Annotated in this window: 16 protein-coding genes; 6 read left to right on the plus strand and 10 right to left on the minus strand. The window is 34.9% G+C overall.

The window, feature by feature from the left end; all coding sequences use genetic code 11:
- Positions 1-121: 121 nt before the first annotated feature.
- From U0M88_RS09220 to U0M88_RS09265, 10 genes are all read right to left on the minus strand, one after another.
- Positions 122-1,336 carry an HD domain-containing protein gene (locus U0M88_RS09220; RefSeq protein WP_331869620.1) on the minus strand — a complete coding sequence of 405 codons (1,215 nt, stop codon included), beginning with the start codon at positions 1,334-1,336 and terminating at the stop codon, positions 122-124.
- The gene (locus U0M88_RS09225) at positions 1,303-1,722 is read right to left on the minus strand and encodes a (deoxy)nucleoside triphosphate pyrophosphohydrolase (protein ID WP_317396390.1); all 420 of its coding nucleotides are present in this window, start codon (positions 1,720-1,722) and stop codon (positions 1,303-1,305) included. The genes U0M88_RS09220 and U0M88_RS09225 overlap by 34 nt, the downstream gene beginning before the upstream one ends.
- Positions 1,709-1,975, minus strand: a complete 267-nt coding sequence (locus U0M88_RS09230; protein WP_022790176.1) for an RNA-binding S4 domain-containing protein — start codon at positions 1,973-1,975, stop codon at positions 1,709-1,711. The genes U0M88_RS09225 and U0M88_RS09230 overlap by 14 nt, the downstream gene beginning before the upstream one ends.
- Entirely contained in the window at positions 1,972-5,355 is a 3,384-nt protein-coding gene (gene mfd, locus U0M88_RS09235; protein ID WP_331869621.1) for a transcription-repair coupling factor, read from the minus strand. Before mfd ends, U0M88_RS09230 begins: the two co-directional genes overlap by 4 nt.
- 15 nt (positions 5,356-5,370) lie before the next feature.
- Positions 5,371-5,931 carry an aminoacyl-tRNA hydrolase gene (gene pth, locus U0M88_RS09240; RefSeq protein ID WP_022790178.1) on the minus strand — a complete coding sequence of 187 codons (561 nt, stop codon included), beginning with the start codon at positions 5,929-5,931 and terminating at the stop codon, positions 5,371-5,373.
- 38 nt (positions 5,932-5,969) lie between these two features.
- Entirely contained in the window at positions 5,970-6,596 is a 627-nt protein-coding gene (locus U0M88_RS09245; RefSeq protein WP_205139880.1) for a Jag family protein, read from the minus strand.
- Between the two features lie 12 nt (positions 6,597-6,608).
- Entirely contained in the window at positions 6,609-7,631 is a 1,023-nt protein-coding gene (locus tag U0M88_RS09250) for a YidC/Oxa1 family membrane protein insertase (RefSeq protein ID WP_303970725.1), read from the minus strand.
- 3 nt (positions 7,632-7,634) lie between these two features.
- On the minus strand, positions 7,635-7,973 hold the full coding sequence (rnpA, locus tag U0M88_RS09255) for a ribonuclease P protein component (RefSeq protein WP_022790181.1): 339 nt from the start codon (positions 7,971-7,973) through the stop codon (positions 7,635-7,637).
- A 44-nt stretch (positions 7,974-8,017) separates the two neighbouring features.
- Positions 8,018-8,152, minus strand: a complete 135-nt coding sequence (rpmH, locus tag U0M88_RS09260) for a 50S ribosomal protein L34 (protein WP_022790182.1) — start codon at positions 8,150-8,152, stop codon at positions 8,018-8,020.
- Positions 8,153-8,244: 92 nt separating this feature from the next.
- The gene (locus U0M88_RS09265; protein WP_331869622.1) at positions 8,245-9,468 is read right to left on the minus strand and encodes a peptidoglycan bridge formation glycyltransferase FemA/FemB family protein; all 1,224 of its coding nucleotides are present in this window, start codon (positions 9,466-9,468) and stop codon (positions 8,245-8,247) included.
- Between the two features lie 475 nt (positions 9,469-9,943).
- On the opposite strand from U0M88_RS09265, the gene dnaA reads away from it, so the two are divergent.
- The 6 genes from dnaA to U0M88_RS09295 form a co-directional block, all read left to right on the plus strand.
- Positions 9,944-11,305, plus strand: a complete 1,362-nt coding sequence (gene dnaA / locus U0M88_RS09270; RefSeq protein WP_022790184.1) for a chromosomal replication initiator protein DnaA — start codon at positions 9,944-9,946, stop codon at positions 11,303-11,305.
- A gap of 144 nt (positions 11,306-11,449) precedes the next feature.
- Entirely contained in the window at positions 11,450-12,571 is a 1,122-nt protein-coding gene (gene dnaN / locus U0M88_RS09275) for a DNA polymerase III subunit beta (RefSeq protein WP_300398784.1), read from the plus strand.
- 55 nt (positions 12,572-12,626) lie between these two features.
- Entirely contained in the window at positions 12,627-13,679 is a 1,053-nt protein-coding gene (locus U0M88_RS09280; RefSeq protein ID WP_331869623.1) for an acyltransferase, read from the plus strand.
- 185 nt (positions 13,680-13,864) lie between these two features.
- Positions 13,865-14,068: a S4 domain-containing protein YaaA gene (gene yaaA, locus U0M88_RS09285; RefSeq protein ID WP_022790551.1), complete on the plus strand. Its 204-nt coding sequence runs from the start codon at positions 13,865-13,867 to the stop codon at positions 14,066-14,068.
- Positions 14,065-15,159: a DNA replication/repair protein RecF gene (gene recF, locus U0M88_RS09290; protein ID WP_331869624.1), complete on the plus strand. Its 1,095-nt coding sequence runs from the start codon at positions 14,065-14,067 to the stop codon at positions 15,157-15,159. Before yaaA ends, recF begins: the two co-directional genes overlap by 4 nt.
- A partial coding sequence (locus U0M88_RS09295; RefSeq protein WP_331869625.1) for an ATP-binding protein occupies positions 15,156-15,489 on the plus strand: 334 nt, incomplete at its 3' end. The genes recF and U0M88_RS09295, both read left to right, overlap by 4 nt.

The raw sequence follows: 15,489 nt of genomic DNA on the forward strand, positions 1-15,489 counted from the left end.
AGTTCTTTTCGTCATGCCCAAAATTAATCCAATATTCACATTTTCAAAGATCAATTTAAAACTAACTAAAAAATATAGTTGTTTTATATTTTCAAACTATTTCATAAAAACTACTTGAATTTTATATAGTTAGCTCCTTTGCAAAATAAATTCGTTTTTTGGTCTTATTTGGCATTTTTAATAAAGCCTTAACGATTTCAGAACACTGGGATAGTGGCAACAATTCTTTTTTGGAAGTAAGGATCCAGATCATCTGTCCTTCTTCTCTTTCCTGATAAGGCAAATAAGCTTGATAACGACTTGTTTCTTCATAAAAATAATAATTTAAATCTAAATTTCGTTGTTGAATTCTTTCTTTAACTTCGAATTCCTGCTCTTCTGTCGGATCTTCGATCCAGTCAAATAAATGTCTATCTAAAATACGAGATGCGAAATCTTTTAAAAGCGGATCTTTTGATCGTAAAGCCTCTTGAAAGCCTACCATCATCCGATATTCATCCATCAGTACAAAGTCTTCTGTGCTTAATTCGCTTTGACATAAACATTCAAAAATAGGAATGGGTCTGATTTGTGTATGAATATTCATATATCGTTTAAAAAACATATGAATCAACAATTCATAACTTTTCGCATCCGGATGCAGATAAACCTGCCAATACATATGATAACGAGCCATGATATAGTCTTCGATGGAGTGTACTCCACTTTCCTTGACGCATAATTTATCCTCACAAACCCGTAAAGTTCTAAGCACTCTTTCTAAATCAAACGTACCGTAGCTTGTACCGGTTTCATAGGCATCCCGCAATAGAAAATCCATACGATCGGCATCCAACTGACTGGATATGATTTGTGTAAGCAATAAACGTGGATGTGTATGGGCAATGATGGAAGCCACTTTTTGCGGAAGATCTTTCTTAGCTTTAACCAGAGCCTGATGAATTTCAGTGCCTGGATCTAATATTAATCTCTGTGTCATAGTTTCATGAGAAACATGTGTAATGGATTCAAAAAAATGCGAAAAAGGACCATGCCCTAAATCATGCAGTAAGGCAGCACACATGACTTGAATTTTTTCATCTTCATCCAATGCCTCATTTAAGCTTTTGACTTCATAAATCATACGTCTGGCAATCTCATAAACACCTAAGCTATGAGAAAAACGAGAATGTTCTGCCGTATGATACACTTGAAAATCGCCGCCCAGCTGATGAATTCTATGCAGGCGCTGAAATTCTCTGGCATTGATACAATCCCATATTACTTGATCTTCCACATGAATATATCCGTGAATAGGATCTCTTAAAACTTTGATTTCATTGGTTTTTTCATACATGGCCATACCTCCATGAGTTTTTGAACAAGGCCTCTATCAGATTCGAAAAAGTCATAATCATATATATGTTCCGGTGTTGTCCATACCAGTTGAGAATGAACAATACATTTTTCGGGCTTCTGATCGGCAAAACAAAGGAAACAATATAATTCAATTTCTTTACCGGCCTGATGATCAACACTCTTTTCCAAAAAGGTCACCGAAGTCAGATCAATATCTAATTCTTCTTTAAATTCTCGAATCAGAGCCTCTTCATTGGATTCCCCAATTTCTACTTTTCCTCCCGGAAACTCAAATTTCCCAATAGAATCTCCGGTAGCTCTCTGGGCAATCAAAACCTTTTCATCTTGAACAAGGACACCACAGACAACTTTAATCTTCTTCATCGATTTTTTCTTCCTTAATCACTTCAAATAAAGTTTGAGCATTCTGTTTTGAAACTTGTTTTTGAATATCCATAACTTGAATCTCTAAAAGACGATATCCAAAACGAATGCGAATTTGATCACCGATATGCACTTCTGAAGAAGGTTTTGCGATACGATCATTGATCCAAATTCGAGATTGAAGGGCCAATTCTTTGGCCGCTTCCCTTCTCTTTAAGATACGAGCCGTTTTTAAGTATTTATCCAGTCTCATAAAAATTTCTCCTCAATATTTTTTAGTGTTTCCGTCAACAGATCCTTATTCTTTTTCTTCGGAATCGTTATGATGATCTTTTGTTTCTTTAATGTCAAAGAAATTGCACGATTGATATCATTCATCGTTTCAAACAATTTTATACCGTCACAATGTGCTGAAAAGTCTTCATCAAATGTCAGTACATAGTGTTTCTCTTCTTCTTTTAAGCTTTCAATTCCTTTTTGATTTACAAAAAGATCAAACCATCTTTGTTCAAAGATCTGATGTACTTCTTTAGGAATTTTACCAAATAAATCCTGTATTCGCTGTTGATATGATTTAAGATCTTTAAACGTATCAATTTTTCGTACTTGTTGATAAATAGATAACTTATCACCATCATTTTCTGTAAATTGTTGCGGAATATGCCCTTTAAAATCAAGCATGGCTCTTTTTTCTTCCTTCGCTTTGGATACCGGTTCTCCTTTATGACGAGAAATCGCATTTCCTAACAATTCCAGATACATATCCAATCCGACCTGATCAATAAAACCAGCTTGTTGAGGACCTAATAAATCCCCGGCACCACGAATGGTTAAATCACGCATGGCAATCTTATAGCCACTGCCTAAACGGGTAAATTCTTTGATTGATTTTAAACGCTTTTGTGCCGTTTCCGTTAACTCTTTATTTGGTTGGATCATTAAATAACAGTAGGCAATCTTATCTCTTCGTCCTACACGTCCACGAATCTGATACAACTGCGATAGACCAAATTTATCGGCATTTTCGATGATGATCGTATTCGCATTGGCAATATCCAAGCCAGTTTCAATAATCGTAGTACAAACCAAAATCTGGTATTTTCCCTGGGCAAAGTCCATCATGGTTTCTTCTATCGTTTCTTTAGCCATCTTACCATGTGCCACGGCGACATTGGCATCCGGAAATAAGTTGGATAAATGATTGGCCGTTGCATGAATATGATCGACACGGTTGTATAAATAGAAGACCTGTCCACCTCGTGCCAGCTCTCGGGCAATAATTTCCTGTATGACACTGCCTCGTTTTTCCATGATATAAGTCTGTACCGGATGTCTTTTGGCCGGTGGTGTATTTAACTGTGAAATCGTTCGTACACCAATCAAAGACATTTGTAGAGTACGAGGAATCGGTGTAGCACTTAAAGAAAGTACATCAATAGAGCTTTTCATTTCTTTAATTTTTTCTTTATGTTCGACACCAAATCGTTGTTCCTCATCAATGATCAGTAATCCTAAATCCTTATATTGAAAACTTTTATTTAATAATTTATGTGTACCGATAATAATATCGATATTTCCGGCTTTTAGATTTTTTGTAATCTGTGTAATTTCTTTTTGTGACACAAAACGATTTACCAAAGCAATATTGGCACCGGTAGATTCAAAACGATGCAGAACAGTTTGATAATGCTGCATAGAAAGAATTGTTGTCGGACACAGAAAAGCAACCTGCTTGCCACTGGCAATGGCTTTAAAGGCACAGCACATCGCCACTTCTGTTTTTCCAAAACCAACATCGCCACAAAGTAAATGATCCATTGGCTTTGGTTTTTCCATTTCTATTTTGATATCATGAATTGCTTTGATCTGATCCGGTGTCGGTTCATATTCAAATGCTTCTTCAAATTCTTTTTGTAGCGCATCATCCTTTGGAAATGCATATCCGATGTTTTCATTTCGAAGAGCATAGAGTTCCACCAATCTTGCCGCAATCTCTTCAACACGCTGATTGACTTTTTCTTTCGTTTTCTGCCAGGCGTTGCTTCCTAACTGCGATAATTTTACGCCCGCACCTTCTTTTGAAATATATTTTCGAACCAGTTGGAATTGGGATAAAGGAACATAAAGTTCATCTCCCCCTCGATAGATCACATGTAGATAATCTAATTTTTTTCCTTTGTTTTCCCTTGTGATAATTCCTAAGTATTGTCCGATTCCATATTGTTCATGTACCACGTAGTCATTTTTTTCCAGCTCCATCACATTTTCAAGGATACGACCCTCTTTAAAAGTCTTTTGATACCGTTTAGAATGATGGGCATCTACAAATAATTCTCTGTCACTTACAACTGTAATATCTTGATATGTAAATCCCTCATAAAAACAAGGTTCGATAAATTCACATTGTAGAGTAATATCATTATCGGCCATACAGGTTTCCACTTGTTTGGCCTGTTTTGCTTCCAGAGAGAAATAAATTTTCTTTTGTTTATCAATCGCATCCAATTGATTGATCAAAGGCAAAGCGGCTTTTTCTAAAGGAAAAATTCCTGAAACAATAGAATTTTCATTTAAAAATTCATGAAATTCTAAGATATTATTTTTCTGCATGATCATATGAATATCCTGAAAAAGCATATATTTAGATAATGAAATATGATCATGCACACGCTCCTGCATATAAGAAATCGTTTCTTCATTTAATTTCTTAAAAGATTGTTGGACTTCTTCAGTGGAACTAAAAATAATCTTTCCCTGCAAATAATCTAACAGATGATATCCTTTTGTATAAGCAAAATAAATATACAAAATATTTTCCGGTTCATAACTTTCCAAAGAACGCATTTCTGCCTCAATATGATCCTGCAGCATTTCTTTATCTTCTTCCAACTTTAACAAAACTAATTCTTTTTCCAGTTTTTTCTGTACTTCCTGTTGAATTTCTAAAATTTGTTCATCTGTAAAAAGTAAATCGGTTGCCGGACCAAAATCAATTGAATCAATTCTTTCAATTGTTCTTTGTGTTTCTTCATCAAAGAAACGGATCGACTCGATTTCTGTATCAAAAAATTCGATTCGTATTGGATGATCATATTCTAAACTAAATACATCGATAATACCTCCACGTGACGCAAAGGTACATGGTCGATCCACATAATTCAAACGAGAATACCCCATTCGATTAAGTTGTTTCTTTAGAGTATTCATATCCTGCTCTTGATTAATTTCTAAATGAATACAGTTTTCCTTAAAAAAGACAGGATCTGGCAAATATCTTGTAAAAGCTGCGACATTGCATATGATGATCTTAGGCTTATTGTCTTTAACAAGCTGTGTTAAGGAATAAATCATTTCATCTTTATCTTCCGGAGAGCTGGCGATTGCCTGTACACGCAAGCTTTCTTCCATGACAAAAAGCAGCACCTCATCCATCAGTGGGGATACTCGTTTATAGAGTTGCTGCGCCTCATACATATTTTTTTTCACAACAATGTAGTTTCTCGGTTCTTTCTTAAAGCTGGATACCAACAATAAGGCTTCTTCCATCAAAAACAAATTTCCGCAGGAAATATTAGAATTGACGATTCCTTTTACTACATCATTGTCTTGTAAAGAATTCCATATCTTTTCCAAAAACAATTCCTCTTTCTACTTTTTATTATATAGATTCATCGTGTCCATAAAAGAATGATCAATAGAATAATAAGCCGCTTTTGCGCTATTTTCTACTGCATTTTTCAAATCTTTTTGTTCTTCTTCTCTAAATTTTCCCAATACCCAATTGATCATATCAATTTGCGGATCTTTTCCTACTCCTACACGAATCCTGTCGAATTCACTGGTAAAAATACATTGAATAATGCTTTTGATACCATTATGTCCGCCTGCACTTCCTTTTTGACGAAGACGAATTTTTCCTACCGGTAAATCCACGTCATCATAAATAACTGTAACATCTTCCGGTGATGCTTTATAGAAATCCATACATTGACGAAGGGCAAATCCACTGTTATTCATATAAGTAGTCGGCTTCAATAAAATAACATCTTTTCCTTTTAATTTTGTCTTTGCGAAATACGCCGAAAATTTTTCCTGATCAAAGGATACTTCACATAACTTAGCCAATTCATCCATGACCATAAAACCAGCATTGTGTCTTGTATTTTCATATTTTTTTCCGGGATTTCCTAATCCTACAAATATTTTCATAGTCTTTCCTTTCCAAAAAAAACGGGAATAAATCCCGTTTAATCCACTTCTTTACCTGGTGAATATAAAATCTGCAAGCGACGAGTTGCCCCTTCACCGGTTGATTGTGTTGTGATATCCTCCATATTTGCTAATGCATTATGGATAGCCTTTCTTTCATCGGCCGGCATTGGATCTAAAGTCGCGTCAATTTTAGTTCGCCGCACATCCTTGGCAACACGAATTGCCATTTTTGTGATCTTTTCATAACGATCTTCTTTATATCCATTAACATCGATCAAAAGACCAACTCTTTTTTTAAACTCAGCGCTGGCAGCCGCTTTCACCAAACGATTAAATGCCTGCAAAGTTTTTCCGGCTTTACCAATCAATATCGCATTGTTGGAGGTATTCACCGTAATACGATAGAATCCGTTATCATTTTCAATGTCAACCTGACCATCCAATTGTGCATTGTCAAAATACTGTTGAATATAAGAAACGATAAAGTTTTCTACATCTTTTTCACAATAAGCCTCAATCTCAACAGATCTGCCGACTCCTAAAAATCCGCTTTTTTCCTCCAATACATTGTAATGAAGTTCTTCGACAGAAACACCTTTATCTCTGGCGGCCGACTTTAAAGCCTCCTCCAAAGTTTTTTCTGTGTATCTTTTAAATTCCATGGACTTGGCCTCCTACCTGATGATATCTTTCGATTTCTTTTCTTTGGCTTCTTTGACGATCATCGCATGCATAAATACGTTAAAGCATACACGTGTTAAAGAAGACACTAACCAGTAAAAAGACATGGCGATTGGCCAGGAAATATACAACAAGGCAACAAATCCAGTTGAGAAATACATTGTCATATTCATACTGCTCATTGGATCTTTACCACTCTTCAAATAATCCTTGGTCTTTACATGATCAATTTTATCCTGACGTTTTTTCAACCATTGCGGCATCTTCATAGAAGCAATTGAAGAAATAACCATCAAAATATAGATTACGATATAAGCCCATTGCAGATTCTGGAATCCATATAATGGTGTTTGCGTTAAGTCAATTCCCATAAATGTTCCATACACTACACTGGATGCACGTACCATTGCGTAATATACACCCATCATCAACGGCAACTGAATAAACATAACCAAAATTGAGCCAAATGGATGAATATCGTATTTCTGATACAGTTTTTGTGTTTCCTGCGCCAGCATCATACGAGAACGATCATCGGTTTTTCCTTTATATTTATCTTGAATACGCTGCATTTCCGGCTGGATTTCCTGCATGCGCTGTGCTGACATCTGCGATTTACGTGTAAATAAGAATACAGCACCCTGAATAATAACCGTTGTCAAGATGATACCCCAACCGGCATCTGTAAAAGCCGCAATGCGGTTGATAACCTGTGCCAAAGGCCATACAATCAGACCACTAAACCATCCTTCATTGAAAGCTTCTCCAAATGTCATCGGTTTGATCGTAATTTCTTCATCATCTTTATAGTCTTTATATTCTTTCTTCAAATCTTCATCTTGAATTTCTGAAATATTGACCTGATCTTTACGAACCGTTACTTCTTCCGATGCGATGATCATATCCAATTTTGTTTTTCCATCTGTTGCACGCGGACTGGAACAAGCCGTACACGTTAACAGGATAAACAAGCAAAGAAACAGGATCTTTGACTTCCCTTTTAATAAATTTGCCATGATTTACCTCTTCATTCTCTTCTCTATACGAGCCAAATCTTTTTGAAGTTCACATTCATTTTCAATAAAACTCTGTTCTTTATATTTAGGACGAATAATTAAAATTAAATCGAAATCACTTTGAAAATTAAAATGATGATCGATCATTGAACGAACCTGACGTTTTACCTTATTTCTTTGAACCGCATTTCCCAACTTTTTGCCCACACTAATTCCTACACGAGCATGTTCGTTTTTTCGCTGTTCAAAGTAACACACAAATGAATGTGATGCCACGTATCGTTTTTGTCCAATAATAGAAGAGAATTCATAATTTTTACAGACTCTGTATTCCTTTTTCATGAAAACCCCCTATCAAGACAAAAAAATCACCTTGGTGGTGATTTCTATGCGGATAGTACCTTTCTTCCTTTTGCTCTTCTGCGAGCCAGTACGTTACGACCACCAACGGTTGCCATACGAGCACGGAAACCATGAGTTTTCTGGTGTTTTCTCTTACTTGGCTGATATGTTCTTTTCATCTTTGACCCACCCCACAGTCTAGTTTTTTTCCATTCTTTTCAAACAAGTTTGCTCGCCAATTATATCAAGACATACCCTATAAGTCAACTTATTATTCGCTAAAATTACGCTTTTTTATCATTTCATATGCTTTTTCAGAAAGTTTAAACAACATTTTATTTACAGGAAGATCAAATTCTCCGATAAATTCATTGACCATCGGATTAAAATTTGATTTATAAACCGATAGACCATCTTTTAAAGTTCCTTCAACCCCTCCCATAGTTACATATTCATAACCATGTTCAAAAGCATATGTGAATTGTGTCATATATGTTAAATACTGAGGTCTAAAAGTTCGAAAATCTTCATTCATACCTGCATATAACATTTCGACAGTTTTTCCGAATCCAAGCATCAAGCCTCCCGCAATCACTTGTTCACCTTGATATTTTTGTAATATTGATTGTAAAGATTCTAATTCCGTTTCTGCTTGTTTGATTTCTTGAGTTGCTTTTTTACGAGCTTTATTTCCTGTAGTTTCATCCGCTATTTTCAATTCATTTTCTTTTATAATAGCTTCTAATTCTTTTTTACGATCTTCTGGATCTACTTTTGCGAGAAACAAATAAGTTTGATCTGGATATGTTTCCATTAAAAGTTTGAAATAATCTTCATTTCTCAATTGCACACTTTTTCTTTCTTCAGTCATATGCATTATTTTCGCAAAATCATCAAGTCCTTCTTGTCCAACCAATTCAACATGAACATGTTTGCGTAACGCAACATTCTTACTTCTTAATGTTGATCGAGGAACATGTTGATCCATATTTTCACATTTCATGACTCCCATATGAAAACGCGCCTGTGCTGTTTCCGCAATATATGTCGTAAATCCATGATGAACCGCTCCGATATTTTCAATATTCTTTAAAATTTCTAAAGAATCAGATTTCATTTCCGGCATTTCTTCACCATATAGATAATCTCTTATATGAATCTCCGGATCAAACTTAATGAACAAACAATGTCTTTTTTTCGCAATTCTTTTCAGTTCGCTGAAGTAATACTTCAACAACGGCTTATTTTTATAATCCATGATTGGGCCTCTAGGTAAATAAAACATAGTAAAACCTAATGGAAGCCTTTTAATCAAAACAAGTCCCGTCGCAACCAATTGATGATTTTCATCATAGACGCCGGTATGCATATGATCCCAGTTTTTCTTGACATCAGCCCATTGATAACTCTGTAAAAGATTACAGTATGGATGATTTTGGACAAACTCATTGAATTCTTTTTTATCTATATTAACTTCAAAGTGATATACGCGCATGAAAATTCCCCCTATTTTGGTTCATTTCATTATATACCACATCTTTTATAAAGAAACAAAAACTATATATTTTTTATGAATAATTTTTCCTCCTCTTCTTTTTACCCTCAAAATGGGGAAAACTTATTTTATAAAGATTTAAACTCTGAGTTTCCCCATATTTATTTTAAGTTTTCCTGTATATTTTTTAATCTATTTTTCTATTTTTAAGATCAATGGGGAAAACTTATTAAAATCCTTTGTTTAAAAGGAAAATTGTTTGTAAAAGAAGATGGAAAAACCGGAGTTTTCCACATTACTTTTCCCCATTTTTAAAAGTTTTCCACATTGAGGAAAAATACTCTTTTAATTTTTGTGGAAATCTTCCATTTTCATCAGGAAAAACTTTGAGTTTTACCCATTTCAAACAAAAGAAATCCCCTATTAAAATATAAGGTTCTTTCGTGTATAATACTAAAAGGTAAAGGAGGGTTCTATGGAACCACAAGCTTATAAAGAAATATGGAAGCAAGTATTGTCCGATATTCAAAAAGCGGGTTACTATGATTCAGAAACATTCGATTCCTGGATTTCAAAAACAGAACTTTTTAAAATTGAAGACGGTACAGCTTTTATTGTGTATCCTACCATGATCACTTTAAATATATTAAAGACGGAACAAGGTATCTCTTTATTACGTTCTTCTTTATATGAAGTCTTAAAGGAAGAAGTTTCGATACAATTTATTTCCAAACAGGATGCCAGTAAGCTGATTCCGGAAATAAAGCTTCAACAAAGAACGCAAAACTTAATGCGTACGGATTTTAATGAAGAATATACTTTTGAGAATTTTATTGAAGGAAATTCCAATGCCGAAGCTTATGCGGCCTGTCTTTCCTGCTGTACGCAAAAAAAACATCTTTTTAATCCGATCATGATCTATGGAAATTCCGGATTAGGAAAAACGCATTTGTTGCACGCAATCGGAAATTATTTGAAAAAAGAAAGACCGGAAACCAAAGTTTTTTATTCTTACAGTGGTGATTTAGTATCTATCTTGCTGGATGCGATGAAAACCAAAAATATTCATGGAAATGCAGTCGATCAGGTCAAATCGCAATTGATCGATAACGATTACTTTTTGATTGATGATATTCAAAACCTGCAACAATCATCCAGTCAGGAAGTCTTTTTCACGGTTTATAATGAATTGATCAGTCGAAATGCGCAGATTGTCATTACATCGGATATGCATCCCAGTGAATTAAGTGGTCTTCAATCTCGTTTGATCTCTCGCTTTAATTCCGGATTATCGGTCAATATCGTAAAACCGGAATTTGACACCAGTAAAGCCATTTTGAAAAAGAAACTGGAAGGCAATGAAGAAATTTGTCAGATCAATGAAGATGTACTGGATTATCTGGCACATAAATTCAGTAATGATGTACGAAATTTGGAAGGTAGTTTAAATAAGCTGATTTTCAATGCGACATTGGAGAATCCGGATGTGATTGATCTTGATTTTGCGCAGCGTATTTTGATGAAAGAACCGATCGTTTCTTCTACATCGGAGCTAACGATCAAAAAAATAAAAAAAGCGGTAACTCGTTTTTATGGTTTGACCTATAAAGATATCGAAGGAAAATCACGACAGAAAAAGCTGATGAATGCCCGACAGGTCTTTATTTATTTAAGCCGTGAACTGTTACATAAAGCGTATGTATCCATTGGACAAGAATTAGGAAACCGGGATCATACGACAATTTCAAGTTCGTATGATCGAGCTGTAAAGTTGATTCAAACGGATAAGAATTTTAAAATGGCAGTCGATAAGGTAAAATCCTTATTGGAAGATTAGTTTTCCCTGTCTTTCCACAGTCATTCCCCATACAAAAAACAGTGTTTGACTGCATAACTATCGGATAAAGCCTGTTCTTTTTCCACAAATCCACAGGTTATTATTATTACTTAATAAAGAATTATATATAAAAAGGAGATTCGTATGCACTTTTCAATTGACAGAAAGTATTTTTATGACAAATTAAGCGTCGTTTCAAGAGCTATCAGTGTTTTTAGTCCAATTCCTGCTTTATCAGGAATCTGCATTCAAGTCGAAGAAGATCAAATTGTCTTAACCGGAAGTGATTCTAATATTTCAATTCGTTCTACGATTTTAAAAGGAGAATTAAATCAGCTTCAGATTGAATCTACCGGATCGATCGTAGTGGAATCCAAATACTTACTGGAAATAGTTCGTAAGTTGGATTGCGCCATCATTGATATGGAACAGATAGATCATTCTTTAGTGCGTTTATCCAGTATAAACGGACAATTTCAATTAAACAGTATTCGTGCCCAGGAATATCCTTCCATTGATTTTTCAAAACCGGATCATCAATTTACTTTAAAAGGAGAACAATTAAAGCAGATCGTTTCTCAGACTTCCTTTGCCTGCAGCGACAAAGATCAAAGACCGGTATTAACGGGTGTTAATTTCCATACAAAGGATAATTCTTTATACTGCAGTGCTACGGACTCCTATCGTTTAGCACGTAAAGTCATTGCCTTAGAAAACGTAGAAGATTTTAACATTACAATTCCGGCCAAAAGTCTAAATGAAGTGACACGAAGCATTTCTGAGGATGACAGTGATGTTTTGATCTATGTTGATCATAAAAAAGCACAGTTTGTCTTTGATAAAACAATTATTCAGACACGTCTGATCGATGGAACTTTCCCGGATGTAGAACGTATCATTCCAACACAGTATGTTGCGAATATGGAAGTCAGCTCTTCTGAATTGACCAGTGTTATTGATCGTACCAACTTTATTCGTAATGAAAAGATTCATCTGGTCAAAATGGAATGTACACCGGAAATTTGTCGTATTAAGACAAATTCAGTGGAAATCGGAAATTCTGATGAAATTTTAACAGATTGCACTTATACTGGTGAAGACCTTACTCTTTCCTGCAACGGTACTTTTATGTTAGATGCTCTAAGAGCTCTAAATGCCCAAACTGTAAAACTGGAATTTTCAGGATACTTAAAGCCAATTCGTATTTCCAATCCGGAAGATTCTTCTATTATTATGATCGTTGTACCGATTCGAAGCTATGATTAGTCGTAGCTTCTTTTCTTTTTGAAAAAGATGCATATAATAATAGGTTGGTGATGAAATGGTAAAGGTCAAAAAAGCGTATATTGAAGCATTACGGATTCTGGCAATCTTTTTGGTATTGTTTCAACATGTACCGGCTTTTGATTACTATTTAAATGAGCCGGATCTGCTTCATGAAATCTTATTTATATTTTTTGACTTGATTGCAAAAATAAATGTTCCTTTATTTTTGATGATCTCCGGAAGTCTTTTACTGACAAAAGAAGAAAGATATATAACGATCTTTCGTAAACGTATGATCAAGATCATCATTGCGATACTCGTGTTCAATTTTTTAGTTTATATGGCTGAACATGATTTTGTCGTAGATTTGACAGCCTATATTATTGGCGTTTTTGAAAACGGAATCGATCGTTCTTACTGGTACTTATATTCTTATCTGGGCTTTTTACTGATGCTTCCGCTATTACATAGAATCTGTCGAAATATGAAGGCATCTGATTTCTGGATCATTCTCTTTATTCATTTTGTCTTTTCGACCATTGAGCCTTTGATGCAGTTTTTTGTACAGACTTTTTTAGGACAGGATTTTGAATTTACATGGGCTTTTCGTATTCCTTTTAGTACCACAAAAGAGATTTTTTATCCTTTGATGGGCTTTTATATCGATAGAATAGTATGTGTGGAGAAAATGCAGAAGAAGTGGATCTTTACATTGGGTCTTGCGACATTGACCGGTATGATCATTTCCATTTGTTTTACAATCATCGGCGGTAATCTATATGTATATAGTGATGCGTATTTTGAATTGTTTGATTACGTAAGTGCCATCTTTGCCTTTATATTGATTAAAAGATTGTTTCTATCCTATAAAGATCAGGTCAACGTTTCTTTTCAAAATTTCATTGTGAAACTGGGTGCTTTGACCTATGGAATTTATTTATGGGATCCATTTTTTAGAAAGATGATTTTTGATGAATTTGAAATGACCTTGATTCCTTATTTTGGAGGTTTTATCACATCTGTTTTATGGTGTGTTTTCAGTTTTGTTCTTTGTGGCTTCATCGTCTCTTTCCTAAAAAGAGTGCCACATATACAAAAATTGTTTTAAAGCGTGAGAAATACTGAAAAAGAAATTGAGATACAAAAATGGTTCAAAAAAACAAATTTATCGCTTGAGGCTCTTTTTTGAGCCTTTTAATTTGATTTTAGACAAATTCAAATACTGTAAAATCCAAGAAGTAGTAAATTTAACGTATTTATGGTATAATCTAGAGGCGAAAAGAGGGATTTTGTATGTATTTTGATCTAAAAGGTGAATGCATTACATTACAACAATTATTGAAAGCATGCGATATCATTTCCAGCGGAGGTCAAGTTAAAGAATTTCTTCAGGAAACACCGGTTATGGTGAATGATCAAAGAGAAGATCGAAGAGGCCGGAAGCTTTATAAAGATGATGTCGTATCTTTTTATGATACAAGGATCATCATCCGATGAATATCTGCAGCTTAAAGCTTCGTAATTTCAGAAATTATGACAAGGCAGAGTGTGTTTTTAGACCAAACAGTATTTGTATCTTGGAAGGAAAAAACGCACAGGGAAAGACGAACCTGATTGAATCGATTTATTATTTAAGTCATTTACGTTCTTTTCGTACACCATCCAGTTCTTCTTTGATTTTGGAGAATCAAGATTTTTTTATGATTCAGGCACAAATTGAATCCCATCAAAGAAAAGAAGAACTGAAAATCGTATCTATGGATCATGAGAAGCATTTATATCGTTTAAATGATCCGATTCGAAGATATTCCGATTTTATAGGCATTGTCAATGCGGTTCTTTTTTGTCCGGATGATTTGATGTTGTTTCAACAAAGTCCGAAGATTCGAAGACGTTTCATTGATATGGAACTGATCAAGATTTCCAAGCGATATACCAGCACTTTAAATCATTATCAGAAAATGTTAAAAGAAAGAAATTCCATTTTAAAAAGAGAGAAAGTGGATCCTGTTCTTTTGGAAACGATGACAGAACAAATGATACAAGATCAAATCATTATATTGAAACAAAGAGTCTCTTTTTTGGAAGATCTGATGGAAAAAACACGGACTTTTTATTCTTACTTTACTAAAGAAAAGGAAGAAGTGGGAGCCAGATATCAAACATTTGTTTCTATGGATGATTTGGAAACGAATCTAAGAAATGCGTATAAAAAGAGTGAAATGCGCGATAAATTGTACAAACAGACGCATATCGGTATTCATAAAGATGATATTGATTTTCATATGAATGGCATATCGGTAAAGGAAGTAGCCAGTCAGGGACAAAAGCGCAGCTTTGTGCTCTCGATGAAGCTGGCACTCTGTCAGATTATCTATGAAAAACAAAAGGAATATCCGATTTTATTGTTGGATGATGTCTTTAGTGAACTGGATGATCATCGATGTCAAAAACTGATATCGATTTTACCGAAAAACATGCAGATTTTTATCACGACAACAGGCAATATAGAGCCTTCCTGGTTAAAAGATCATAAGGCTTATACGATACAAGTGGAAAACGGACATCTAAGGGAGGTCAAAAAATGAGTAATGGACAAGAACAGAAAATCATTGAATTTGAAGAGTTGGAAAGTGAAGCAACTCGTGTAGATCATTCTTATACCGCCAATGATATTCAGGTATTGGAAGGTTTGGAGGCCGTGCGTCTTCGCCCGGGAATGTATATTGGTTCAACCAGTGCCAGAGGTCTTCATCATCTGGTATGGGAAATTGTCGATAACGGTATTGATGAAGCGTTGGCTGGTTATGCCAGTCAAATCGATGTGGTTATTGAAAAGGACAATGTGGTCTCTGTACGGGATAATGGACGTGGTATGCCGGTGGGCATTCATGAAAAAACTGGAATCAGTGCGGTAG

The sequence above is a fragment of the Faecalicoccus sp. genome, assembly GCF_036552745.1.
Taxonomy (GTDB): Bacteria; Bacillota_I; Bacilli_A; order Erysipelotrichales; family Erysipelotrichaceae; genus Faecalicoccus.

What these genes read in the sequence shown, in the direction of transcription:
- rnpA (WP_022790181.1), bottom strand. Translation starts at nt 7,973, where the DNA reads ATGAAAAAGGAATACAGAGTCTGTAAAAATTATGAATTCTCTTCTATT.
- U0M88_RS09230 (WP_022790176.1), bottom strand. Translation starts at nt 1,975, where the DNA reads ATGAGACTGGATAAATACTTAAAAACGGCTCGTATCTTAAAGAGAAGG.
- recF (WP_331869624.1), top strand. Translation starts at nt 14,065, where the DNA reads ATGAATATCTGCAGCTTAAAGCTTCGTAATTTCAGAAATTATGACAAG.
- dnaA (WP_022790184.1), top strand. Translation starts at nt 9,944, where the DNA reads ATGGAACCACAAGCTTATAAAGAAATATGGAAGCAAGTATTGTCCGAT.
- yaaA (WP_022790551.1), top strand. Translation starts at nt 13,865, where the DNA reads ATGTATTTTGATCTAAAAGGTGAATGCATTACATTACAACAATTATTG.
- rpmH (WP_022790182.1), bottom strand. Translation starts at nt 8,152, where the DNA reads ATGAAAAGAACATATCAGCCAAGTAAGAGAAAACACCAGAAAACTCAT.
- U0M88_RS09265 (WP_331869622.1), bottom strand. Translation starts at nt 9,468, where the DNA reads ATGCGCGTATATCACTTTGAAGTTAATATAGATAAAAAAGAATTCAAT.
- pth (WP_022790178.1), bottom strand. Translation starts at nt 5,931, where the DNA reads ATGAAAATATTTGTAGGATTAGGAAATCCCGGAAAAAAATATGAAAAT.
- U0M88_RS09225 (WP_317396390.1), bottom strand. Translation starts at nt 1,722, where the DNA reads ATGAAGAAGATTAAAGTTGTCTGTGGTGTCCTTGTTCAAGATGAAAAG.
- U0M88_RS09280 (WP_331869623.1), top strand. Translation starts at nt 12,627, where the DNA reads ATGGTAAAGGTCAAAAAAGCGTATATTGAAGCATTACGGATTCTGGCA.
- dnaN (WP_300398784.1), top strand. Translation starts at nt 11,450, where the DNA reads ATGCACTTTTCAATTGACAGAAAGTATTTTTATGACAAATTAAGCGTC.
- U0M88_RS09250 (WP_303970725.1), bottom strand. Translation starts at nt 7,631, where the DNA reads ATGGCAAATTTATTAAAAGGGAAGTCAAAGATCCTGTTTCTTTGCTTG.
- U0M88_RS09220 (WP_331869620.1), bottom strand. Translation starts at nt 1,336, where the DNA reads ATGTATGAAAAAACCAATGAAATCAAAGTTTTAAGAGATCCTATTCAC.
- U0M88_RS09245 (WP_205139880.1), bottom strand. Translation starts at nt 6,596, where the DNA reads ATGGAATTTAAAAGATACACAGAAAAAACTTTGGAGGAGGCTTTAAAG.